The organism is Paenibacillus sp. FW507-14B1B, assembly GCF_058781425.1.
Genome location: NZ_JBYSWS010000002.1, coordinates 265,246 through 287,884, shown reverse-complemented (window position 1 = coordinate 287,884; position 22,639 = coordinate 265,246). Strand labels below are relative to the sequence as shown.

Annotated in this window: 23 protein-coding genes; 22 read left to right on the top strand and 1 reads right to left on the bottom strand. The window is 43.6% G+C overall.

Annotated features, from left to right (window positions below; genetic code table 11):
* Nucleotides 1–224: 224 nt before the first annotated feature.
* The 14 genes from rny (at nt 225) to AC3WJJ_RS09380 (ending at nt 14,703) form a co-directional block, all read left to right on the top strand.
* Entirely contained in the window at nt 225–1,766 is a 1,542-nt protein-coding gene (gene rny, locus AC3WJJ_RS09445; RefSeq protein WP_422657225.1) for a ribonuclease Y, read from the top strand.
* An 83-nt stretch (nt 1,767–1,849) separates the two neighbouring features.
* Entirely contained in the window at nt 1,850–2,644 is a 795-nt protein-coding gene (locus AC3WJJ_RS09440; protein WP_492541983.1) for a TIGR00282 family metallophosphoesterase, read from the top strand.
* Between the two features lie 131 nt (nt 2,645–2,775).
* Entirely contained in the window at nt 2,776–3,036 is a 261-nt protein-coding gene (locus tag AC3WJJ_RS09435; protein WP_054956146.1) for a stage V sporulation protein S, read from the top strand.
* Between the two features lie 84 nt (nt 3,037–3,120).
* Nucleotides 3,121–4,083 carry a dipeptidase gene (locus AC3WJJ_RS09430; RefSeq protein WP_492540029.1) on the top strand — a complete coding sequence of 321 codons (963 nt, stop codon included), beginning with the start codon at nt 3,121–3,123 and terminating at the stop codon, nt 4,081–4,083.
* Between the two features lie 126 nt (nt 4,084–4,209).
* The gene (locus AC3WJJ_RS09425; RefSeq protein WP_492540027.1) at nt 4,210–5,964 is read left to right on the top strand and encodes a 2-oxoacid:acceptor oxidoreductase subunit alpha; all 1,755 of its coding nucleotides are present in this window, start codon (nt 4,210–4,212) and stop codon (nt 5,962–5,964) included.
* A gap of 2 nt (nt 5,965–5,966) precedes the next feature.
* Nucleotides 5,967–6,833 carry a 2-oxoacid:ferredoxin oxidoreductase subunit beta gene (locus AC3WJJ_RS09420; RefSeq protein ID WP_422657222.1) on the top strand — a complete coding sequence of 289 codons (867 nt, stop codon included), beginning with the start codon at nt 5,967–5,969 and terminating at the stop codon, nt 6,831–6,833.
* A gap of 110 nt (nt 6,834–6,943) precedes the next feature.
* Nucleotides 6,944–7,516, top strand: a complete 573-nt coding sequence (gene pduL / locus AC3WJJ_RS09415; RefSeq protein WP_492540025.1) for a phosphate propanoyltransferase — start codon at nt 6,944–6,946, stop codon at nt 7,514–7,516.
* Between the two features lie 200 nt (nt 7,517–7,716).
* Nucleotides 7,717–9,276, top strand: coding sequence for a tRNA (N6-isopentenyl adenosine(37)-C2)-methylthiotransferase MiaB (miaB, locus tag AC3WJJ_RS09410; protein ID WP_492540023.1), 1,560 nt, complete (start codon nt 7,717–7,719; stop codon nt 9,274–9,276).
* A gap of 76 nt (nt 9,277–9,352) precedes the next feature.
* On the top strand, nt 9,353–9,766 hold the full coding sequence (locus AC3WJJ_RS09405) for a YlbF/YmcA family competence regulator (protein ID WP_492541981.1): 414 nt from the start codon (nt 9,353–9,355) through the stop codon (nt 9,764–9,766).
* A 145-nt stretch (nt 9,767–9,911) separates the two neighbouring features.
* Entirely contained in the window at nt 9,912–10,697 is a 786-nt protein-coding gene (locus AC3WJJ_RS09400) for an NUDIX hydrolase (protein ID WP_492540021.1), read from the top strand.
* Nucleotides 10,698–10,742: 45 nt separating this feature from the next.
* Complete coding sequence (locus tag AC3WJJ_RS09395) at nt 10,743–11,291, top strand: cysteine hydrolase family protein (protein ID WP_492540019.1); 549 nt, start codon at nt 10,743–10,745, stop codon at nt 11,289–11,291.
* A gap of 50 nt (nt 11,292–11,341) precedes the next feature.
* A complete protein-coding gene (locus AC3WJJ_RS09390) occupies nt 11,342–12,811 on the top strand; it encodes a nicotinate phosphoribosyltransferase (RefSeq protein WP_492541979.1) in 1,470 nt (489 codons plus the stop codon).
* Nucleotides 12,812–13,037: 226 nt separating this feature from the next.
* Nucleotides 13,038–14,039, top strand: a complete 1,002-nt coding sequence (locus AC3WJJ_RS09385) for an acrylyl-CoA reductase family protein (RefSeq protein WP_492540017.1) — start codon at nt 13,038–13,040, stop codon at nt 14,037–14,039.
* Between the two features lie 118 nt (nt 14,040–14,157).
* Nucleotides 14,158–14,703: a hypothetical protein gene (locus AC3WJJ_RS09380; protein WP_492540015.1), complete on the top strand. Its 546-nt coding sequence runs from the start codon at nt 14,158–14,160 to the stop codon at nt 14,701–14,703.
* A 61-nt stretch (nt 14,704–14,764) separates the two neighbouring features.
* Here AC3WJJ_RS09380 and AC3WJJ_RS09375 read toward each other — a convergent pair whose 3' ends face one another.
* Complete coding sequence (locus AC3WJJ_RS09375; RefSeq protein ID WP_492540014.1) at nt 14,765–15,277, bottom strand: MogA/MoaB family molybdenum cofactor biosynthesis protein; 513 nt, start codon at nt 15,275–15,277, stop codon at nt 14,765–14,767.
* A 132-nt stretch (nt 15,278–15,409) separates the two neighbouring features.
* Between AC3WJJ_RS09375 and AC3WJJ_RS09370 the strand changes: the two genes are divergently transcribed.
* From AC3WJJ_RS09370 to AC3WJJ_RS09335, 8 genes are all read left to right on the top strand, one after another.
* Nucleotides 15,410–16,411, top strand: a complete 1,002-nt coding sequence (locus tag AC3WJJ_RS09370; RefSeq protein ID WP_492540012.1) for a CobW family GTP-binding protein — start codon at nt 15,410–15,412, stop codon at nt 16,409–16,411.
* Nucleotides 16,412–16,534: 123 nt separating this feature from the next.
* Nucleotides 16,535–16,873: a four-helix bundle copper-binding protein gene (locus AC3WJJ_RS09365; protein ID WP_422657214.1), complete on the top strand. Its 339-nt coding sequence runs from the start codon at nt 16,535–16,537 to the stop codon at nt 16,871–16,873.
* 171 nt (nt 16,874–17,044) lie between these two features.
* On the top strand, nt 17,045–18,958 hold the full coding sequence (locus AC3WJJ_RS09360; RefSeq protein ID WP_492540009.1) for an OPT family oligopeptide transporter: 1,914 nt from the start codon (nt 17,045–17,047) through the stop codon (nt 18,956–18,958).
* A 5-nt stretch (nt 18,959–18,963) separates the two neighbouring features.
* Nucleotides 18,964–19,332: a PqqD family peptide modification chaperone gene (locus tag AC3WJJ_RS09355; protein WP_492540007.1), complete on the top strand. Its 369-nt coding sequence runs from the start codon at nt 18,964–18,966 to the stop codon at nt 19,330–19,332.
* A gap of 103 nt (nt 19,333–19,435) precedes the next feature.
* A complete protein-coding gene (locus AC3WJJ_RS09350) occupies nt 19,436–20,284 on the top strand; it encodes an ABC transporter ATP-binding protein (protein WP_492540005.1) in 849 nt (282 codons plus the stop codon).
* On the top strand, nt 20,278–21,012 hold the full coding sequence (locus AC3WJJ_RS09345; protein ID WP_492540003.1) for a hypothetical protein: 735 nt from the start codon (nt 20,278–20,280) through the stop codon (nt 21,010–21,012). The genes AC3WJJ_RS09350 and AC3WJJ_RS09345 overlap by 7 nt, the downstream gene beginning before the upstream one ends.
* Before the next feature lie 79 nt (nt 21,013–21,091).
* The gene (locus AC3WJJ_RS09340) at nt 21,092–21,562 is read left to right on the top strand and encodes a hypothetical protein (protein WP_422657209.1); all 471 of its coding nucleotides are present in this window, start codon (nt 21,092–21,094) and stop codon (nt 21,560–21,562) included.
* An 85-nt stretch (nt 21,563–21,647) separates the two neighbouring features.
* A complete protein-coding gene (locus tag AC3WJJ_RS09335; RefSeq protein ID WP_492540001.1) occupies nt 21,648–22,571 on the top strand; it encodes an S-layer homology domain-containing protein in 924 nt (307 codons plus the stop codon).
* The last annotated feature ends 68 nt before the right edge of the window (nt 22,572–22,639 follow it).

The window sequence follows — 22,639 nt, the reverse complement described above, 5'->3', positions numbered from 1 at the left end:
AGGTGCCTTTTTCCTTCCAAAAAAGTTACTTATATGAAAGATTCATGATTTGCCAATTCATAGTGAAATGTAATCTGCCGAAAGGCGGGCTATGCGTATGGTTACATGCGCAATGTTGACGGTAGACGAAGCTGCCGAAATTTTATGTATGAATGAAGCTAGAGTGACATGACAATTGAACATCCCAAGGAATGCCTTGGAGGAACCAACGAGGAGGTGAACAGATGGAGACCTTGATCTGGATCATAATCGTTCTCTTCGTTGCCGCTATATTCTTTGGGTTCGGTTATTTTATTCGCAAAAACCTTGCAGAAGCTAAAATTTCCAGTGCTGAGCATGCTGCTGTCCAAATCGTAGAAAACGCGAAAAAGGAAGCAGAGGCACTGAAAAAAGAAACGGTTCTCGAAGCTAAGGATGAAGTCCACAAAATTCGAGCCGAGGCTGACAAAGACACTCGCGAGCGTCGGAATGAAATTCAACGACAAGAACGCAGATTGTTGCAAAAGGAAGAATCGCTGGATAAAAAATTAGAATCTTTGGAACGTAAAGAAGAACAAGTGGCGAACAAAGAGAAACGAATTGAAGAAACCCAGCAACAGATTGATTTAATTTACAAAAACCAGGTAACAGAGCTGGAGCGTATCTCCAATCTGACCATGGAGGATGCGAGAAGCATCATTTTGAGTAATGTAGAGCAGGAAGTTCGCCATGAAACTGCACAAATGATTAAAGAGCTTGAGCAACAAGCGAAGGAAGAAGCAGATAAGAAATCGCGTGAAATTATTACGCTTGCCATTCAGCGTTGTGCAGCAGACCATGTTGCAGAGACGACGGTTTCCGTCGTTACACTGCCGAATGAAGAAATGAAGGGCCGAATTATTGGCCGTGAAGGACGTAACATCCGTGCGCTTGAAACCCTTACAGGGATTGACCTCATTATCGATGATACTCCGGAAGCAGTTATTCTGTCAGGCTTCGATCCGATTCGCCGAGAAATCGCCCGAACAGCATTGGAGAAATTGGTTGCGGATGGTCGAATTCATCCGGCGCGTATCGAAGAGATGGTTGAGAAGTCCCGTAAAGAAGTGGACGAGCGTATTCGCGAGTACGGAGAGCAAGCAACCTTTGAGGTTGGTGTTCACGGACTACATCCGGATTTGATCAAAATCCTGGGCCGCTTGAAGTTCCGTACAAGCTATGGTCAAAATGTGCTTAAGCATTCGATGGAAGTAGCTTATCTAACGGGTCTGATGGCTGGAGAGCTTGGAGAAGACATCACCTTGGCGAAACGTGCCGGATTGTTGCATGACATCGGTAAAGCGCTGGATCACGAAGTGGAAGGTTCGCACGTTGAAATCGGCGTGGAGCTGGCGAAAAAGTATAAAGAACATCCGGTGGTCATCAACAGTATCGCTTCCCACCATGGTGATTGTGAAGCAACTTCAGTTATCGCAATGCTCGTAGGTGCTGCTGACGCATTATCCGCAGCAAGACCTGGAGCTCGTAGAGAAACGCTGGAGACATATATTAAACGTCTTGAGAAGCTCGAAGCGATTACCGAATCCTTTGAAGGTGTTGAGAAATCATACGCTATTCAAGCCGGACGTGAAGTTCGTGTTATGGTACAACCTGATAAGATCGATGATGCCGAAGCTTTCCGCCTGGCGCGTGACATTACCAAAACTATTGAGAATGAACTGGACTATCCTGGTCATATCAAAGTCACCGTCATCCGTGAAACAAGAGCGGTTGATTACGCGAAATAATGTCCTAGATAAAAAGTGGCCGCTTCTTGGCCACTTTTTATCTTTCATAAACAATTTGTAAGCGATTAGAGGAGTGGATTGACATCAACGTTTTATTCATCGGAGATATTGTTGGAAGTACAGGTCGAAAGGCGCTTAAAGCATCATTACCAGAACTGAAATCTAAATATAACCCACATATTATTATTGCTAACGGAGAGAATGCAGCATCTGGACGTGGAATTACATCCGCGATTGCTAACGAGTTCTTTAACTGGGGGATTCATGGTATAACGATGGGTAACCACACATGGGATAACCGTGATATTTTTGAGTTCATTGATCATGAACCCCGGATGGTAAGGCCTGCAAATTACCCACCAGGAACACCCGGACTTGGCTCAACGCTGATTAAAGCGAACGGTAAGGAGCTCGCAATCGTCAATTTGATGGGGCGGACATTTCTACCTGCACTTGATTGTCCGTTTCGAGCGGCAGATGAAATTGTAGACGAGCTTCGCAAAAAGCATAAGCATATTCTGGTTGATTTTCATGCGGAAGCTACATCCGAGAAGATCGCTATGGGGTGGCATCTAGATGGTCGCGCTTCAATCGTTGTAGGTACACATACACATGTACAGAGTAATGACGATACGATTCTGCCGAATGGCACGGCTTATTTGACGGATACGGGAATGGTAGGCTCAAAGGAAGGGATTCTAGGGATGCAGCGGGAGGCAGTTCTGTATAAGTTCAAGACGCAGCTTCCAGCCCGGTTTCAGGTTGATGAAGGAAAATGGCATTTCCATGCGGTTTATGTGCAACTGGACGATACGACCGGCAAAGCAAAAAAAATCGAAAAGATACGCCTTTATGAAGATGAGTGGCGGATGGATTAAAAGTGAGGCCTGTGGTTTAAGAGTTAATAAGGAACGATTGGCAAAAAGAAGGAATCTTTTCCAACCTCACGAATAACATCTAGTAAACGGAAGCAAACCATCACTCAACATTCCCAGGGGAGGTACTTACCATGGAAGTATTAAAAGTTTCAGCAAAATCCAATCCAAATTCAGTTGCAGGTGCACTGGCAGGAGTTCTCCGTGAACGCGGCGGAGCGGAGTTACAAGCAATTGGAGCGGGAGCACTGAACCAGGCTGTTAAGGCTGTAGCCATTGCCAGGGGATTTGTAGCACCAAGCGGGGTAGACTTAATCTGCATACCTGCTTTTACGGATATTGTGATAGATGGCGAAGACCGGACGGCGATAAAGCTAATCGTAGAACCTAGATAATGATGGGATGTTGAGGATGAGCCTGTTTACCGATCTTAAGTAAACAGGCTTTTTGCTATGGAATGGAAGAGAGGGGTTTGATGGATGAAAGTTGTAGATTTTCATTGCGATGCACTGAGTAAGCTGTGGGAAAATCCAAAAGCTTGCTTTGCCCAGAATCCAAATTTAGATGTGACGATGGAGACATTGGAAGAAGGGAACGTAGCACTTCAAGTGTTTGCTATATTTTTGACAGAGCGTTACGGTCGGGCTTCATTTGACCGTGTGACGGCTCAGATTGATATATTTCGTGACCGATTGGTGCAAGCAGGACATCTGGAATGGCTTAAATGGCGTGAACAGGTTAGCAGTGTGCAAAATGGAGGACGTAGATGGGGGCTTTTATCCCTTGAAGGTGTGGACGGGCTAGAAGGGAATCTATTCTATGTCCGTCTTTGTTATGAATTGGGAGTAAGGTTTATGGGATTGACTTGGAATCATGCCAATTGGGCTGCAGATGGTGTAATGGAGAAACGTGGGGGTGGACTTACAAGCAAAGGACGTGAGATGATTGAATTATGCAATGAACTCGGCATTTTACTCGATGTATCTCATTTGTCTGTTGCAGGATTCTGGGAGCTGACAGAACTTGTTACGAAGCCGTTAATTGCGTCTCATTCAAATGCCATTGAGATATGTTCGCACCCTCGCAACTTGAATGATGAACAGATTCGTGCAATTATTGCAATGGACGGTCTCATCGGACTGACGTTTGTACCATGGTTCATACAGCGTGATAAGCATCCTGTGAAGCCTGAAGATCTGTTACCTCATATCGAGCGTGTCTGCTCTCTTGGAGGAGCGGAGCATTTGATGTTCGGGTCTGATTTTGATGGAATTGATGAATGGGTTGATGGATTAGAGAGTCCTCGACGTTATCAAGAGTGGGGAAATACACTGTTAAAGCACTATCCGGAGCAGTTGGTTCAAGGTTGGATGTCAAGGAATGCCTTCAATTTCTTGGAGAAACATTTGCCGACACAGCCTCTGAATTTAACTAAAATATAATCTATGAAATGTTAAATAGAAAAAATTTCTTGATATTTAACTATTAAGCCGATAAACTTTATCGTGATTAAATGAACTTGATGATGCAATATTATTGCTGTTATAGAAAAAAAGGGAGTGGAGAGCTTGATCAGTCAATTATCTTGGAAAATCGGGGGACAACAGGGCGAAGGAGTCGAGAGTACCGACCGTATTTTCTCTACAGCCTTAAACCGGCTGGGGTATTACCTTTATGGTTATAGACATTTCTCATCTCGAATTAAAGGTGGACATACCAATAATAAAATACGTATTAGTACACAACCGATTCGGTCTATTGCGGATGATTTAGATATCCTTGTTGCGTTTGACCAAGAGAGTATCGATCTGAATGCCCATGAGTTACGTGAAGGTGGGGTCGTTGTTGCAGATGCGAAGTTTACTCCTGTCGTTCCAGAAGGTGCAAACATTCGTCTGTTTCCTGTACCGATTACAGCCATAGCTGAGGAGCTCGGAACATCCTTGATGAAAAACATGGTTGCTTCAGGTGCATCTTGGGCGCTGCTTGGACTACCGCTAGACGTATTTAATCGCGCTGTGGAGGAAGAGTTCGGTCGTAAAGGTGCAGCTGTAGTTGAGAAGAACCTTGAAGCGGTAAAGCGTGGTGCTGATTATGTACTTGATTTGGCGGGTGGCCCGTTAGATGAATTCAAGCTTATGCCTGCTGATGGCAAGCAAAAGCTATTTATGATAGGGAATGATGCGATCGGTCTGGGTGCGGTAGCTGCGGGATGCAGATTGATGAGTGCCTACCCGATTACACCTGCTTCCGAAATTATGGAATATTTGATCAAAAAACTACCTAAATTCGGTGGAACTGTCGTGCAGACAGAAGACGAAATCGCTGCTGTAACGATGGCGATTGGTGCCAACTATGCCGGTGTTCGTACGATGACGGCATCTGCTGGACCAGGCTTGTCACTTATGATGGAGGCCATTGGCCTTGCAGGTATGACAGAGACGCCAGTCGTTATTGTGGATACCCAGCGTGGTGGTCCAAGTACGGGTCTTCCGACGAAGCAAGAGCAGAGCGATATTAATGCAATGATTCACGGCACTCACGGCGAAATTCCCAAAATTGTACTAGCCCCAAGCTCTATTGAGGAGTGCTTCTATGATACGATCGAAGCTTTTAATTTGTCTGAGCAGTACCAAGTGCCAGTCATCGTTGTAACAGACCTGCAATTGTCGCTTGGTAAACAGTCCTGTGAACCACTGGATTACAACCGCATTGTTATTAATCGTGGAAATCTTGTCAGCGATGTACCTGCTCAAGAGGACAAGGCTCTATTCAAAAGATATGAATTGACTGATGACGGAGTATCTCCACGTGTTCTACCAGGTGTCAAAAACGGAATTCATCATGTGACAGGTGTTGAGCACGATGAAACTGGACGTCCATCGGAGTCCGCAGACAACCGTAAGAAAATGATGGATAAACGCCTTGGTAAGTTGAATCATGTGGTTGTGACCAATCCAATCTTGGCAGTCGCTCCATATGAGAATCCGGATCTTCTGATTATCGGTATGGGTTCCACGGGCGGAACGATTGATCAGGCAAGAGAGCAGCTTGAACGTGATGGAATTAGCACGAATCACGTAACTGTACGCTTGCTGCACCCATTCCCTGCAGAAGAGATTAAGCCGTATATAGAGGGAGCAAGACAAGTGATTGTGGTTGAAAATAACGCGACTGCGCAGCTTGCTAACCTGATAAAGCTGAATGTAGGTGGAAATGAAAAGCTAAGCAGTGTACTTAAATATGACGGGAACCCGTTCCTGCCATCCATTATTTACAACGAATGTAAAAGTGTCTATGTCGACAGCAAGGAGCTGGTATAAAGATGGCTACGTTTAAAGATTTTAGAAACAATGTCAAACCGAACTGGTGTCCTGGCTGCGGTGACTTCTCCATTCAAGCTGCCATTCAGCGTGCTGCTTCCAGCTGTGGATTAGAACCGGATCAGCTGGCTGTCATCTCAGGTATTGGCTGCTCGGGTCGGATATCTGGTTATATTCACGCTTACGGCGTTCATAGTATTCATGGACGGGCTCTACCCATTGCACAAGGTGTGAAACTCGCCAACCGCGATCTGACGGTTATTGCTTCAGGAGGAGATGGCGATGGATTCGCTATCGGTATGGGTCATACCATTCATGCGATCCGCAGAAACATTAACATTACATACATTGTAATGGACAACCAGATCTATGGTTTAACAAAAGGCCAGACCTCACCAAGAAGCGCAGAAGGCTTTGTTACGAAGAGTACGCCTGAAGGGTCAATTGAGACGACACTGTCACCGCTCGAACTTGCACTTTCAGCGGGAGCTACATTTGTGGCTCAGTCGTTCTCCAGTGACATTAAACAGCTGACTGCTCTAATCGAGGAAGGGATTAAACATGAAGGCTTCTCGATCATTAATGTATTCAGCCCATGTGTTACGTTTAACAAAGTGAACACGTATGAGTGGTTTAAAGAGAATATTGTTAATTTGGACAGCTTCCCTGAATACGATTCCTCCAATCGAATTAGTGCAATGACGAAACTAATGGAAACGAATGGACTTGTTACAGGATTAATCTATCAAGATAAAAGCCGTAAGAGTTATGAGAATCAAATTTCTGGATTTAAGGATACACCTCTCGCTCATCAAGAGCTCGAATTAACACCTGAACAATTTGACAATCTTGTAGCAGAATTCAAATAAAATCAATTAAGGCAGGCGGGAAATCCGTACTGCCTTTTTATTTTTGGGTAATAGGGAGTATAATAGGTGTTGGCATGTACAGCTTATAGAGAATACAAGGAGTGAGACACATGAGTAAAACTGTACCTGTGGGTGTTTCGGCCCGCCATATTCACTTAACTCAAGAACATATTGAAGCATTGTTCGGACCTGGTTATCAGTTAACTGAATTCAAACCATTGTCCCAACCAGGACAATTCGCAGCTAACGAAACAGTGGCTGTGATCGGTACGAAAGGACAATTCGATAAAGTCAGAATTTTGGGACCAGCTCGTCCTGCAACTCAGCTGGAAATCTCCCGTACAGACTCTTTTGCGATTGGTGTTAAGGCACCTGTTCGCGAATCTGGTAACATCGAAGGCACACCAGGTGTAACAATCAAGGGTCCTGCTGGCGAAGTAACTGTAGATGAAGGTGTTATTGTGGCAGCTCGTCACATTCACTTCCATACTTCCGATGCTGAGAAGTGGGGCATTAAAGACAAGCAAATGCTGAAAGTACGTCTTGGCGGAGAGCGTGGTCTTGTGCTTGAAAATGTCATTGCACGTGTATCTGATAGCTTTGCACTGGATATGCACATTGATACGGATGAAGCGAATGCTGCTGGTGCCAAAACAGGAGATACTGCAGAAATCGTTGATTAATTTGGATTTTATTCAAGAGTCAGCTACTGGATCTACCAGTGGCTGGCTCTTTTTGCTATACCTAATAGAAATAAATAGAGTCAATCGTGTGACAGTAGCCTACGATGAAAGATCATGATATAATTAGAGGCAGTGCCTATATGGCAGGTTTTGTGAAATAAGCATGGATTTATTGCAGATTTTAAGGAGTGACCGAGCGAATGTCCAAAGAACAGAAGGACTACTCCAAGTATTTTGATTTTTCGGATGCCAAGATTTTGTCTGAGGACGAGAATGGTAAGAGAATTCGAATCCGGGGACGGGAAATCAACATTCTATCGGAGCCTAACCATAGACAAGAGAAACAACGCGGTAAGCAGGATGTTCAAGTCCTGTATGATACGGCTTTACCGGAGGAATTCAAGACCATCGGATTAGGAAAGTTCTATCTTGTATACACATTTGGTTGTCAGATGAATGAACATGATTCAGAGACGATCAAGGGTATGCTTGAACAGATGGGCTATAAACCTACAGAAGACCGAATGGAAGCCGATATTATTTTGCTGAACACATGTGCAATTCGTGAGAATGCAGAAGACAAAGTGTTCGGTGAGTTGGGTCATTTGAAGCATTTGAAGACCGAGAAACCGGATATGTTGCTTGGTGTGTGTGGCTGTATGTCACAGGAAGAGGGCGTCGTTAAACGGATATTATCAAAACACGGATTCGTAGATCTGGTGTTTGGTACGCACAATATTCACCGTCTTCCACATCTGATCCAAGAAGCGCTCTTCAGCAAGGAAATGGTTGTTGAGGTGTGGTCTAAAGAAGGCGACATTGTTGAGAATTTGCCTAAGAAGCGTGAAGGATTGCGGGGTTGGGTCAACATTATGTACGGATGTGATAAATTCTGTACGTATTGTATTGTTCCATTCACACGAGGCAAGGAGCGTAGCCGCAGACCAGAGGATGTTATTGCAGAAGTAAGAGAGCTAGCACGCCAAGGCTTTAAAGAGATTACACTTCTGGGTCAGAACGTGAACGCTTATGGTAAGGATTTTACAGACATAAAATACACATTTGCAAACTTGATGGATGATATCCACAAGATTGATATTCCGCGTGTTCGATTCACCACTTCTCATCCAAGGGATTTCGATGATCATTTGATCGAGGTCTTGGCGAAGGGTGGAAATCTGGTGGAGCACATCCATCTTCCAGTTCAGTCGGGCAGCAGTCAAGTATTGAAGAAGATGAGTCGTAAGTATACTCGTGAAGCGTATCTTGAGCTGGCTCAGAAAATCAAAAAAGCGATTCCAGACGTTGTATTGACGAGCGACTTCATCGTCGGTTTCCCTGGTGAGACGGACGAGCAGTTCGAGGAAACACTCTCATTGGTTCGGGAAGTAGGCTATGATTTTGCTTACACCTACATTTATTCACCGCGTGAGGGTACACCGGCAGCAGTGATGGAAGATAACGTTCCAATGGAAGTGAAGAGTGAACGCCTTCAGCGCTTGAATGCACTCATCAACGAGCAGAGTCGCAAGAGTAATGACCGTATGCTAGGTAGAACCGTAGAGGTTCTAGTTGAAGGGGTTAGCAAGAACAATGATTCCATGCTGTCTGGACGGACTCGTTCTAACAAGCTGGTTCATTTTGAAGGATCTGCAGATTTAATAGGCAGCTTTGTACATGTAAGGATTACAGATCCGATGACCTGGTACATTAAAGGTGATATGATTACAGATCCGAGCGTGGCGATAGACGCGGTTTAACTCATATGGTTTTCATTATGAATAATTGGGAGCGATGAACGTGACACAGGAGCAGGGTCGTGTAAATAAATATGGAATGCCGACATTCAATACGCGTGATTTGATTATTCGCGAAGACATCATGGCAAAAGCAGGAGAACTTGCTGAACTGATCTCCACAAGTGAAGAAGTGAAAATGTTCCAACAAGCGGAAGAGAAAATTCGAAATCACGAGCGTGTTCAAGACTTAATTAAGACGATTAAGAAAAAGCAAAAGGAAATCGTTGCATTTGAGACGTTCCAGAATAAAGACATGGTTGCAAAAATTGAACGTGAAATCGAAGAGCTCCAAGACGAGATTGATGGAATCCCACTTGTCGTTGAGTTCCAACAAAGCCAAAGTGATATTAACTATTTGCTACAGTTGGTCGTATCCGTTATTCACGATACTGTTTCACAAAAAGTAAACGTAGAGACCGGTAAAGACACTCCACCGAGCAGCTGCGGTTAAAGCAAAGGTGCGGATTAATTTCCGCGCCTTTTCTGTTGCGCTAGTAAGGATGGCGTTTAAATTGAATAATATAGAGAAATAACAACAGTAACAACTTGACATCGAGAATCAATATGTCATAATGATATTATCAAAACGAAAATAAATGGTGATGAATATGACGGATAATGAACAGAAGCCGATGACTAACATCAAGAAATACAGAACACCGGATGGAGTTCCTGCAGATATCGTCATGTTTACACTGACGAAGCGGGAACGTAAGACGGTGACGAAGACACTTCCTATTCGAGAGCTTAAAGTCATGCTGATTCGGCGCAGATCATGGCCATGCGCCGGTATGTGGGCTTTACCGGGTGGATTTTGCCGTGAGAGTGAGTCTATTTATGATGCAGCGAAGCGTGAGCTGAAGGAAGAGACAGGTGTAGATGGGGGTCATCTGGAATACCTAGGTGTTTACAGCACTCCTGGTCGCGATCCGAGGGGATGGATTATTAGTCAGGCATTCTATGCTCTTGTAGAAGAATGGATGCTGGAACATAGACAGGCGGCTGATGATGCCGAAGAGGTGGGGTTGTTTACCATCGATGAAGCACTAGAAGAGCTTGAACTTGCCTTCGACCACAGAGAGATCATTCTTGATGCGTATCGAAAAATTCAACATCAGATGCTTCAGACAACGATTGCCAAACAGTTCTTACCTGAGCATTTTACACTGAGTGAATTATATCAGGTGATCCAGACCGTAGTGCCTGAATTTAAAGAGCCGAACTTCATTCGTAAGATCACTTCAACCCGTAGCCGGCAAGGCATTCTGGAAGAAGTGCGGGATAAGGACGGTAAACTATTGAACTCCAATCAATACTCGCAGCGACCTGCTCAGTTGTACCGTTTTACAGACCACGCTCCACTGCTTTCGATTTATACCTAATGATAATGTTTAATAATAACTTATATCAAAGGGAGTGAGATGCAAGTGAAAGCATTGATTGTTGTTGATTTTACGAATGATTTTGTAGACGGCAATTTACCTGTTGGAGAGCCTGCTGTAGAAATTCAACATACCGTAGCCGAGTTAACGAAAGCGTATGTTGATCAGGGTGACTTCGTTGTAATGGCGGTAGATTTGCATGAGAAGGAAGATCCATTTCATCCTGAGGCCAAGTTATTTCCTCCACATAATATTCGGGGTACACGAGGACGTCAACTTTACGGAGAGCTTCAAGAAGTATACGAGTCCCGTAAGGATAAGATTTATTGGATGGATAAGACACGTTATAGTGCATTCTGTGGCACGGATCTTGACGTAAAGTTGAGAGAGCGTGGCATTCGGGAGATTCATCTGATCGGGGTCTGCACTGATATTTGTGTACTTCACACAGCTGTTGACGCATATAACCGTGGATATTCCCTCAAGATATATGAAGATGCTGTAGCAAGCTTTAATCCGGAGGGACATCACTGGGCGCTCGGTCATTTTAAGGGTAGTCTTGGTGCAGCGGTTGTTCGAAGTGGAGATAAATGACAGCTTTGAAGCATTCGGCTTCTTAGCCGAGTGACAGGAGGAGGATCATGATGTTGACAGCAGGACTCGCTTTACATACAGATAAATATCAGATTAATATGATGTACGCACACTGGATCAATGGTTCCCATCATACAAAGGCCGTGTTTGAGGCTTATTTCCGAAAACTTCCTTTCGGTAATGGTTACGCGGTTTTTGCTGGCCTTGAACGAATCGTAAATTATATTGAGAACCTCCATTTTACTGAAGATAATATTGCATACCTTGCTAAGCAGGAGGAGAATTACGACCAAGCATTTTTGGAAGAACTACGTGGGTTCCGATTCAGAGGGAATATTCATGCTATGAAGGAAGGGGCACTTGTATTTCCGAATGAGCCCTTGATCCGTGTGGAAGGTACGATATTTGAAACTCAGCTTGTTGAAACAGCGATACTTAACTTTATGAATTTTCAAACTTTAATAGCTACAAAAGCTTCACGGATTCGTCAAGTAGCTCCAAATGATATATTGTTGGAGTTTGGTACGCGCCGTGCTCAAGAAGCCGATGCAGCGGTTTGGGGGGCAAGAGCAGCGTATATCGCTGGTTTCCATGCAACCTCGAACATGCTTGCTGGTGAAATGTTTGGAATTCCTACGAAGGGAACACATGCTCATTCTTGGGTTCAGACATTTCATAATGAGCAAGAAGCTTTTGATATATTTGCAAAAGTCATGCCTGATCAAGTTACACTGCTGGTAGATACATTTGATACGTTGGAAAGCGGCGTGCCTCATGCAATCAATACAGCGAAGAAGCTAGAAGCTCAGGGTAAACGAATGAATGCCATTCGACTCGACAGTGGTGATCTCGCATATTTGTCGATTCAAGCTCGTAAAATGCTTGACGATGCAGGTCTAGATTACGTTAAGATTGTAGCATCGAACGATTTGGATGAAGGAACCATATTGGATCTGAAAGCACAAGGGGCTCGCATCGATACGTGGGGTGTTGGAACCCAGCTCATTACAGCAGCAGATCAACCTGCACTAGGCGGGGTATATAAGCTGGTTGAACGTGAAGTGGACGGTGTAATGGTTCCTACAATCAAGATCTCAGGTAATCCTGAGAAGGTATCCACTCCAGGTAAAAAGAATGTTTACCGTATCGTGTCTAAAGGGAGTGGAAAGGCAATTGCTGACTATATCAGCTTCCCAGAAGAGAAAATGCCACCTGAATCGGGTAAATTGAAGTTGTTTAATCCACTTCATCCTTATATGCGTAAAAACGTACGTGATTTCGAGGCTGTATCGATGCTTGAACCGATCTATGAGAACGGAGAATTGGTATATCAGCTTCCGACGTTGCAAGAAATTCGTGAGTACCACAATCTTCAGCTGAAACAATTCTGGCCCGAATACTTGAGAAAGCTCAACCCAGAAATTTATCGTGTGAATTTGAGTGAGAAAGTATGGGACATGAAACAAAAGCTGATCGCTGACTACTTGGAAGAGCATCAAGGAGAAAGTAACGAAGAGTAGCGCTGGATTGTAAGTTTCATGATATTGAAACTCCAATAAACGAATGGCAGGTCAAGAGGTATATCTCATGACCTGCCATTTTTGATAGGCTGCTCACGCATTATTTCTCGGGAAACCGCAGGAGACGACAAAACATGCTACAGGTTCAGCTTGGACATTTTTAATAGCGGCACTGATTCATTAGATTTATCATAGAAGGATGAAGGGAAGGGGTATAGATATGAATATGAAGAAAGACGTCATATTTGATGCGTTTGTAGTTAGGAATGATCATCAAGGGTTTCGCAGCGGCGTTGAAGCTTGGGGATTGGATCAACTCCCAGAAGGGGATGTAATCGTTAAAGTCCTGTACAGCGGTGTCAATTATAAGGATGGTCTTGCAAGTACTCCAGAAGGAAAAATTGTGAAGCGTTATCCATTTATCCCGGGCATCGATCTAGCTGGAACTGTTGTGGAATCGACGCATCCTTCTTACAAGCCTGGTGATCAGGTTCTTTGTACCGGATACGAGGTAGGTGTCACTCATGAAGGAGGGTACAGTCAGTACGCACGGCTAAGGGGAGAATGGTTACTACCATTACCGGAAGGACTTACGCATAAAGAAGCCATGGGAATCGGCACAGCAGGATTTACAGCTGCTCTGTCCGTAGCAAGCCTGCTTCGGAATGGGATTAAGCCAGAGGATGGTCCGGTACTTGTGACAGGCGCTACAGGCGGCGTAGGAAGCTTTGCAATTTCTATATTGTCCAAGCTAGGGTTTGATGTTATAGCATCTACAGGAAAAGCTTCTACTCAAGGTGAGTGGTTGAAGTCAATCGGTGCTAGTTCTGTAGTGACAAGAGAAGAAGCTGCAGCCGAATCGAAAGGTGTGCTGTCATCAGAGCAATGGGCTGCAGTAATAGACCCGGTTGGTGGTACTCAGTTAAGTTCTTTATTGAAACGTGTTAAGTATGATGGAGCGATTGCTTTATCCGGCCTAACGGGAGGGGGGCAATTCGAAGCTACAGTATATCCGTTCATTCTTAGAGGAGTGAAGCTGCTCGGTATTGATTCTGTCTTTTGCAGGATGGAAACAAGACAAGAGATCTGGGCCAAGCTAGCAGATGAATGGAAACCTGAATCGGCGTTACGCTTAGGTATTCATGTACATACGCTTAATGAGCTTCCGGATATTTTAGCGGGTATCTTAAGAGGGGAAGCAATGGGAAGAAGTGTCATCTCACTCTAAGAAGAAAAGGCTTATTCGCATAATATATTCGCATAATCACGTTCATTGCCTGGCATCCTAATCCTAGGAAGTCATACTGCTATTCATGATGTATGATTGGAAAGGATGGGTATGTACGATGGTGAAACGCTCAGTAATGGGGATACTTGCGATATCATTACTTGCGTCTCTATTGAGTGGATGCAGCAGAGACACAGCTAAGGATGAAATGCGGAAGTATAATATGCAAGCCTATCGGGACGGGAATCAAGCAGCAGATTCACAGGGACTTGGGCTAAATGGACAGTTTTTGGATACCATGCAGCAATTATTTAAGGACATGAATATTCAATTAACGAATGAAACTTATGCAGAAGATAATGCTGGTAATATGTCGTATCAATACCGTATGAATAATGACTCTAGTCAGCTTCTCACGGTATATATTTTTACTGACGAGCAGACAAGAGTTAATGCCATGAAGGAATTGTACGGAGTTGATGGCATCAATGATACGGGGAAAACGAATCATAACAGGATTATTGGTTTAAAAGAGGCAGCGTTAGTATACACCTCTGGAGGGATTAAACGAGACCAGTACATCCAACAAGTGAATCAGGTGGCCTTGAAAGTGTTGCAACATGTACCGCGCCGATCAAACTCGATGCAAATCATTACGGAATAACAGTAAAAAGACGAGCGTTAACGATTCTGTTCGGCGCTCGTCTTTTTTTTAGCATATCATTCTAGGGCTGCTTGTTTAGTTCGCGTACGACATGACGTAATTCAGGCAATAGGATCTTGTCCATTACTAAGCGTACAGCATTCCGTGACCCAGGCATTGAAAAGACGGCTGTTCTGCTAACCGTACCGCCGATAGCTCGGCTTAAGATTGCAGCAGGTCCAATCTCTTCATAACTTAACAAACGAAAAATTTCGCCAAATCCCGTTAATTCTTTATCGAGCAGGGAGGAGACCGCTTCATAAGTGCAGTCACGGCTCGAAATACCTGTTCCGCCTGATAAAAGAAGGGCATCCACTTCTGGGTTGCTAGATGCTTCGTGAATGAGTTCACGGATTAGCTCGTAATCATCTTGCACAATCCGGTAGTCCACAACGTGATATCCTGATTGCTCAAGCATGGTTCTCATCAAGGGACCACTTTCATCAGTATCTACTGTTCTCGTATCAGACACAGTTACAACGAAGCAGGATACCTGCTGCGGGCTTGTTAATCGATGTTCTTCAACAGCATTCATATCATGAACAACTCCTGTCTTTTAAGCAAATTGATCTTTTTGTGACGCTCCTATAAGCATGCCTACCTTGCTGGTAAAAGCTCTGTGTAGTAAACTCGCTAACAGAGGAACGTTAGAGAGAGGACGATACATATGAACAATGAAGTTACTCCAATATATATTTTATCAGGTTTCTTAGGTAGTGGGAAAACAACACTCTTAACAAGAATGATTACCTACTGGAAAGCAAAAGGATTAAGGCCAGCCATTGTGATGAATGAGATTGGTGAGGTCAATATCGAAGGAATGATTACAGGGCAAGATGTTCCAACAGCAGAAATGTTAAGCGGCTGTATATGTTGTTCGATCCGTGCGGACCTCACATCGGAGCTGGCGATGCTCATTCAGAAAGAGAAGCCTGATGTGATTGTGATTGAAGCTACGGGCGCAGCGAATCCTATGGAGATTTTGGATGCTGTCGCGGAGGCATCTTTATATATTAAAATCGATGTGAAAAATGTAATTACGGTTGTAGATTCCGCTCATTTACTTCATTTGCACGCAGAGCAGAAAGGAAAAACCTATCGATTAATGCAAGAGCAAATCCGCTGTGCTTCCTTGTTGATTATGAACAAAATAGATCGAATTTCTGAGGAACAGCAACAAGAAAGTTCTCGAATTGTAAGAGGGTGGAATTCTTTTGCCCCATTGATTCCAGCGGTCCGTTGCAATGTAGATCCAGAACTCCTATTAGAAGGAGAATTAGATCATCATCGTTATGTGAAAGTGCATGATGAAACAGACAATACGACGCATGAAAGTGAGCATAGACATGAAAATGATCATCATACGCATCATACACATGAGCATGTGATGTCATACACTTATTATTTTCAGGGGCCTGTTCATAGCCATGATTTTGAAGCATTCATTGCAGACCTTCCAAGAGATATATATCGGGCGAAGGGGATTCTAACCTTTAGTGACACCGCTAGTCGCTTCTTATTTCAATACGCTTACCGAGAATCCGATTTTATGAAAATCAATCCTCAAGGTGATCGTCCGGATGTAGTCGTATTTATTGGTGAACATTTCAACAAGTTATGGCTTCACGATCGTCTTGTCTTATTGGATCAACAATCGATTTCGCAGTAGAGATGTTGGTGGTAATAAAAGGACGAGCTTTCTTATGACGTCATATACATATTACTTGGTTCATTATGTAGTCAATGGTTTAATACCATAACAGAGCAAAAACCTGTCTAGGAGGAAAATGCAATGTATAATGAACTTCAATATCAAGATTGTATCGATGCATGTCTTCAAGCCATGAATGCTAGTAATGTATGTTACATATCTTGTCTAAAAGAATATGATTTGGCTATGTTACGTGACTGTATAACCCTAACTCGGGAATGTGCAGAAATATGTACATTTACGGCAGAAGCGATGACAAGAATGAGTCCATATGCTTCTGAAATTGCTGAACTATGCATGAAGATGTGTGAATCATGTGCTGCTGAGTGCGAGAGACATGCGCAGGATCATTGTAAACAGTGTGCTGCAGCATGCAGAAAATGTGTCGAGGTGTTCCGTGCAATGTACTGTGTAGCGTAGTCATACGCTTTCTTCATAATAAAGCCTGCTGAATAGATGGCCCAAACGGTCATGCAATCAGCAGGCTTTTTTTGTTTTGAAATGAAATCATATTTTGGTCCCTTTATACGAACAATGATAATGATGGATTGGTACGAACACTGAATCATAGCTTAGAGAGGAGAGAACGAAATGCAAGACCAAAATGGGAAGGACAACCCTGTAGGGTTCGTTCCGTACATACCTGCCTCGAAATCAATGGCGGAGTTAACTGCGTTTGCTGTTGTACTTGGGGTTGTTCTTGCAGTTATTTTTGCTGCAGCTAACGCCTACCTGGGATTGAAAATTGGTCTGACGGTTAGTGCGTCGATTCCAGCAGCGGTCATATCATTAGGTGTATTAAGGGGAATCTTTCGAAGAAAATCAATTCTCGAGAACAATATCGTACAGACGATGACGACGGCAGGTGAAGCGGTTGCTGCAGGTGCTATATTTACACTGCCTGCATTGTATATGTGGAATCACATTCCTTCTATGGCGACCATTAGCTTTATTGTACTTGTAGGGGGATTTCTTGGCGTGGCCATGATGGTTCCCCTTCGCAGACTCCTCATTGTGAATGAACATGCGACACTTCCTTATCCAGAAGGAACTGCATGTGCTGAAGTGCTTATGTCTGGGGACACTGGAGGAAAAAGTGCAACCATGGTCGTGTATGGCTTTGTAATAGGTGGAGCAGTGAAAGCGATGGGTGATGGGTTTAAATGGTTCCGAACCGAAATCGAAAGCTCTGTATTCAAATTTAAAAATGCAGTCATTGGGATGGATATATTCCCGGCATTATTAGGTGTCGGTTACATTATTGGTCCCCGAATTGCAGGGCAAATGCTTGCGGGTGGCGTTCTTGCTTGGCTTGTTCTCATTCCGGTCATTGGTTTTATTGGATTTGGGAGTGCAGATATCGTGGCACCTTCAATCACTCCAATTGGGAAGCTGGATGCATGGGGAATATGGAGTGATTACATTCGTTATATTGGTGCAGGAGCCGTAGCCGCTGGAGGGTTAATCACACTTGTGAAGACACTTCCTATGCTATTCAGTTCCTTAACAGCAACCCTTCGTGGTTTGCAAAAAAAGGATAACAGCAAGATATCACTGGACCGAACAGATCTTGATATTCCTGGAGTATGGGTCTTTACGATGATTGCTGTACTGATTGTAATTATTGGATTCTCTCCACTTACGGATGTGGGGATTGTTGGTGCAATCGCGATAGCTATATTCGGCTTTCTGTTTGTAACCGTAGCATCTCGTATCGTGGGGCTTGTCGGAAGTTCCTCTTCACCGGTATCCGGTATGACAATAGCGACGCTGTTGATCGTTACTTTTGTGTTCAAATTGACAGGTCTAACGGGAATGACCGGTATGGTTGCATCGTTAACAGTTGGGGCAATCGTGTGTGTTGCACTTGCGGTATCCGGTGACATCTCACAGGATTTAAAGACTGGATATTTGGTAGGTGGTACTCCGTGGAAACAGCAGGTGGCTATGATGATCGGCGTACTCGTATCGGGTCTGGTGATCGGATTCATTCTGTCTGTTTTGAATGAAAGTTACGGTTTAGGCTCGGAAGATCTCCCAGCGCCTAAAGCGGTATTGATGCGAATTATTGTAGAGGGGATCATGGCCGGTAATCTCCCTTGGGAATTAATCTTTATCGGTGCAGCCTCGGCCATCGTATTCGAACTGCTCGGACTTAACTCCTTAACCGTTGCAGTAGGTATTTATTTACCTATACATGTGAGTACACCAATTATGGTCGGGGGCCTTGTACGCTGGTTGATTGAGAAATTGTCCCGTAAGAATGAAGCGAAGCTCAGAGCGCGCGTAGAAACAGGAACGCTTCTTGCTTCGGGGCTTATTGCCGGTGAGTCGTTAATCGGAGTCATCATCGCTGTGTTAATCTGGATGAATGTAAATATTCCGGTGAATACACGATTTGAGAATAACTGGCTACCACTTCTGATATTCTTCATGGTTACGATGATCTTGACCTGGGGGACGCTAGCTAGTAAAGAGAAGCAAGTGTTAAACAGTAAGGAGTGAGCACAGTGAGATTTATAAGAGGTAACAAAAATGCAGAAGATCAGAACCTGCTTCATATGGTTCCTCTACTAAAGGAAGGATTGACAATCGAGCAAGGAAATGATTATGTGATTGTATTCGTTCCAAGGCAATCATGGATTGAACGACAAGCTGTTCGCTTTTTAAATCAGCCGGCTATGATTAAAGTAAAGCTTGATGATCTGGGTGCGGCAGTGGCTATGAGATGCGATGGTCAACACTCCATCTCTGACATTGCAATGTCTCTGCAAGTTGAATTTGGGGAAGCGGCGGAGCCATTAATACCTAGGCTAGTCAAGTTTGTTGAATTGATGGAAGTAAATCAATGGATTGAGTGGAAGCCGATCATGGATTAGCCGTGGGCGGCTTTTTTACATATAAGTAACGAGGGCTTGTATTAATTTGGAATTTAAAGGTACAATGTGCTAAAAGATTGGTTATAGAGGCGGGAAGATAAAGATGGAGGAACTCATTGTTTTAGATCATGTGAGTAAACAATACGGACAGCATGTGGCACTCTCAGAGGTGTCCTGGCACATTAGTAGAGGAGAATGTGTAGCAGTAACGGGAAGAAATGGAGCGGGTAAGAGCACTTTTCTACATATTGTTGCTGGACTGGCTAATCCATCTCACGGTAAGAGAGTCATAATACCTAGCCATCTACAGATTGGTTATGTTCCTGAGAAATTCCCAACTTTAAGATTCTCCCCAGCACAATACTTATTACATATGGCTAGGATACAAGGAATGAGAACAGCGGATGCCCTTACAATGATATCGGGTATGTTATCCCTGTTCCATATGCAGGAACATGCTGAGCGCAGTATGAATCTCTTCTCCAAAGGTATGTTACAAAAAGTAAATCTGATGCAAGCCATGCTTGCAAAGCCGGACTTGCTTATGCTGGATGAACCTTTATCCGGGCTGGATGAAACTTCTCAGCATGATATGATTGCTGTTCTGCGTGAAGTTAAGCAACAAGGAACTGCTATTGTTATGTCAGTACACGAGCCACTTCTGACGGCAAGTCTGGCAGATCGAGTGGTCGTTATGAAGCAAGGGAGAGTCATACGTGACGCTATACATGAATGTGCCGAAGCGAATGTGGAAAGCAGATTGAGGTTTTATGGTATTTCACCAGAATCGATGGTGGAATTGGAGACGAAAAATGGTTTTCTATACTGGATCTCGAGAGGTTCACCTTCTGAAGTAGTCATTGATAGACAATTCTCAGATACATTTTTGATGTTCATATTGACCCATGGCGGTTCTGTGATCTCCCTGCGACAGGGGGAGAACATATGCTAAATTGGCAGCTTCTACGATACTTATTAGCAAGCTATACACGTTCTTATAAATATTTCGCACCTATTGCGTTTATAATCATAACCGTTATGTTGTTATACTCCTATAGACCGAGTCCTGTCCTGGATAGTTATGCTGTTACTTCTACGCTGCTGTTCATAGGATTTGCATGGCTTAGCTTGAATTATCTTAATCATGATCGGGGGCAGCAGATCAGTCTGCTTATATTACATACGGGGCGTGCGAGAACGTTCTTTTTTACACAGTATTCTGTTCTTATCATGATGAGTTTGGTTGTAAGTATACTATGTGTAATCTATCCGATGGCGACCCACATGTTTGCCGAGCCAGTTGGGTTTGTTCGATTTTGTCTAGCACTCTTAGCACATGTATTTCTAGCTTGGCTAGGATCTACAATTGCGCTCTTTTTTCAGTCTGGATGGATGGAGAACCATGGTAGGGCTGTTGGTATGTTGCTTGTTCTTGTCGTACTCTCCATAGCCGGTTTATCCATTACAGATTCCCTCCCACATGGTTTTGTGTTCATTGCGTACCTTCTACCTCCAGTGTCACTCATCATCGATATGCTGATGCATGCAGATGAACGACGGTTATGGATTAGCGTGATAGCGCTTACCTATGCTTTGGTATACACCGTAGTATTAGGAATCATCTATATAAAAGCAGCATGTGCGAAGGATGCAACGGAATTTAATAGAAAATCAGGTTGATGAAGGATGAATCTTCCTATACCATAAAGAGAAGGAAAGATGAAGACGAAAAAGGCAGCTTATCTAACAGGAGGAAAACATGAAACAAACAAGACTGCTGGACAGTGACCACTCCAAAGAGCTGTTTGCCTATTTCGGATTGGCAGTATACTACTCCCAGGCATTGGAGCAGCAGTTGGCTAATTTGCTGATGCTCATCAAGTTGTCAAAGGGTAAAGTACTGTCGGAAGAGGATATTGCACAATTGTATCAACGAAAACTGAGCAGCTCTTTAGGACAGCTAGTTCAGGAAATACAACATTACTTTCCTTTTTCCGAAGAAGAAACGCTACAGCTTAAAGAAGTTTGGAAACAGCGAAATCATATCGTTCATGACTATTTCAAAGAACGAATTCATGAGACATTCAGCCCTGCTGGGCGCTCGCGTATGATACGTGAACTGACGGCCTTTAAAGATCAGGCTCAGGCATTGGAACAGAAGCTGCAAGGATATTCTAGAGAGATGTACATCAAGTTAGGATTAGAAGGGGAGAGAGATTCCGAATTTTAACTTATGAATTTAGGTAAACCAATCAACTCTCAGGTTGAAACATTTTCCATTACCTGCACGTCAGAAATGATAGGAGGTGCAAGTTATGACTACAACGACTAAATTGTTATCTGCGCTGCTTATCTCATCTTCGCTCCTTGGTGTAGGAGCTGCTTCAGCATCGGCTTTCTCTGATGTCCAGGACAGGGATCAGTTGGCTACTGTGAAATCATTGCAATCTAAAGGGATTATTCAGGGGATAACTTCTGATAAGTTTGCTCCACAGCGAACGATTACATCGGCACAAGCTATTCAGATGGTTATAAAAGCAACAGATCTGAAAGAACACCCAAATTTCAGCGGAAAATCATTCAGTACGGTTCCGGATGGAGCATGGTATGCGGATGCAGTGAACATTGCAGCCCAGAATGGGCTACCCGTATCGACCGAGACAAAGTGGAATGAACCGATGACACGAGAGGATTTTGCTCATTTGCTTGCAACAGCGGTGCAGAAAACAGGGAATTATCCTGTGATCTTGATGTATATTAACATTGCTGATGAAAGCCAGATAAAGGAAGAGAGCCGTGGAGCTGTACAATTTCTACTGTTAACTAAAATTACTGAGCTTAGTAAGGCAGGTCAGTTTAATCCAAAACAGGAAATGACACGGATCGAAGCTGCTGAGATGACACATGCAGCTATGCAGTTTATCGAGAACCATAAGCAGAGAAATGTAGATGACAGCGAGAAAGTACAGGATGGTGTCTCGTTTCAGGTAGAGAAAGTAAATGCCGAGGTGAATAAGGTCATCATAACGAAAGACAACCTTCCTCATCCGGGATACGGGTTGGCAGTTACTTCTATTGATTTCGTGAGCAGTAAGGAAGCTGTTATAAATTATATGATAATCCAGCCGGACCCGGACAAGTTGTACCCTCAAGTGATTTCTAAATCATCGGTGGAAACTTATGTGCCATCTAATTATGAAGTCAAAGTGAAAGAAGAAGCTACAATCAGTCAGAAATGAGCTTGATGAGATTTGTATTAGTATATTTAAATAGGCTAACCTAGGCAGAGTATCTTCTGACCTAAGGT

Coding starts and splice junctions, on each gene's coding strand:
- rny (WP_422657225.1), top strand. CDS start 225: ATGGAGACCTTGATCTGGATCATAATCGTTCTCTTCGTTGCCGCTATA.
- AC3WJJ_RS09435 (WP_054956146.1), top strand. CDS start 2,776: ATGGAAGTATTAAAAGTTTCAGCAAAATCCAATCCAAATTCAGTTGCA.
- AC3WJJ_RS09430 (WP_492540029.1), top strand. CDS start 3,121: ATGAAAGTTGTAGATTTTCATTGCGATGCACTGAGTAAGCTGTGGGAA.
- AC3WJJ_RS09420 (WP_422657222.1), top strand. CDS start 5,967: ATGGCTACGTTTAAAGATTTTAGAAACAATGTCAAACCGAACTGGTGT.
- pduL (WP_492540025.1), top strand. CDS start 6,944: ATGAGTAAAACTGTACCTGTGGGTGTTTCGGCCCGCCATATTCACTTA.
- miaB (WP_492540023.1), top strand. CDS start 7,717: ATGTCCAAAGAACAGAAGGACTACTCCAAGTATTTTGATTTTTCGGAT.
- AC3WJJ_RS09405 (WP_492541981.1), top strand. CDS start 9,353: ATGCCGACATTCAATACGCGTGATTTGATTATTCGCGAAGACATCATG.
- AC3WJJ_RS09400 (WP_492540021.1), top strand. CDS start 9,912: ATGGTGATGAATATGACGGATAATGAACAGAAGCCGATGACTAACATC.
- AC3WJJ_RS09390 (WP_492541979.1), top strand. CDS start 11,342: ATGTTGACAGCAGGACTCGCTTTACATACAGATAAATATCAGATTAAT.
- AC3WJJ_RS09385 (WP_492540017.1), top strand. CDS start 13,038: ATGAAGAAAGACGTCATATTTGATGCGTTTGTAGTTAGGAATGATCAT.
- AC3WJJ_RS09380 (WP_492540015.1), top strand. CDS start 14,158: ATGGTGAAACGCTCAGTAATGGGGATACTTGCGATATCATTACTTGCG.
- AC3WJJ_RS09375 (WP_492540014.1), bottom strand. CDS start 15,277: ATGAATGCTGTTGAAGAACATCGATTAACAAGCCCGCAGCAGGTATCC.
- AC3WJJ_RS09370 (WP_492540012.1), top strand. CDS start 15,410: ATGAACAATGAAGTTACTCCAATATATATTTTATCAGGTTTCTTAGGT.
- AC3WJJ_RS09365 (WP_422657214.1), top strand. CDS start 16,535: ATGTATAATGAACTTCAATATCAAGATTGTATCGATGCATGTCTTCAA.
- AC3WJJ_RS09360 (WP_492540009.1), top strand. CDS start 17,045: ATGCAAGACCAAAATGGGAAGGACAACCCTGTAGGGTTCGTTCCGTAC.
- AC3WJJ_RS09350 (WP_492540005.1), top strand. CDS start 19,436: ATGGAGGAACTCATTGTTTTAGATCATGTGAGTAAACAATACGGACAG.
- AC3WJJ_RS09345 (WP_492540003.1), top strand. CDS start 20,278: ATGCTAAATTGGCAGCTTCTACGATACTTATTAGCAAGCTATACACGT.
- AC3WJJ_RS09340 (WP_422657209.1), top strand. CDS start 21,092: ATGAAACAAACAAGACTGCTGGACAGTGACCACTCCAAAGAGCTGTTT.
- AC3WJJ_RS09335 (WP_492540001.1), top strand. CDS start 21,648: ATGACTACAACGACTAAATTGTTATCTGCGCTGCTTATCTCATCTTCG.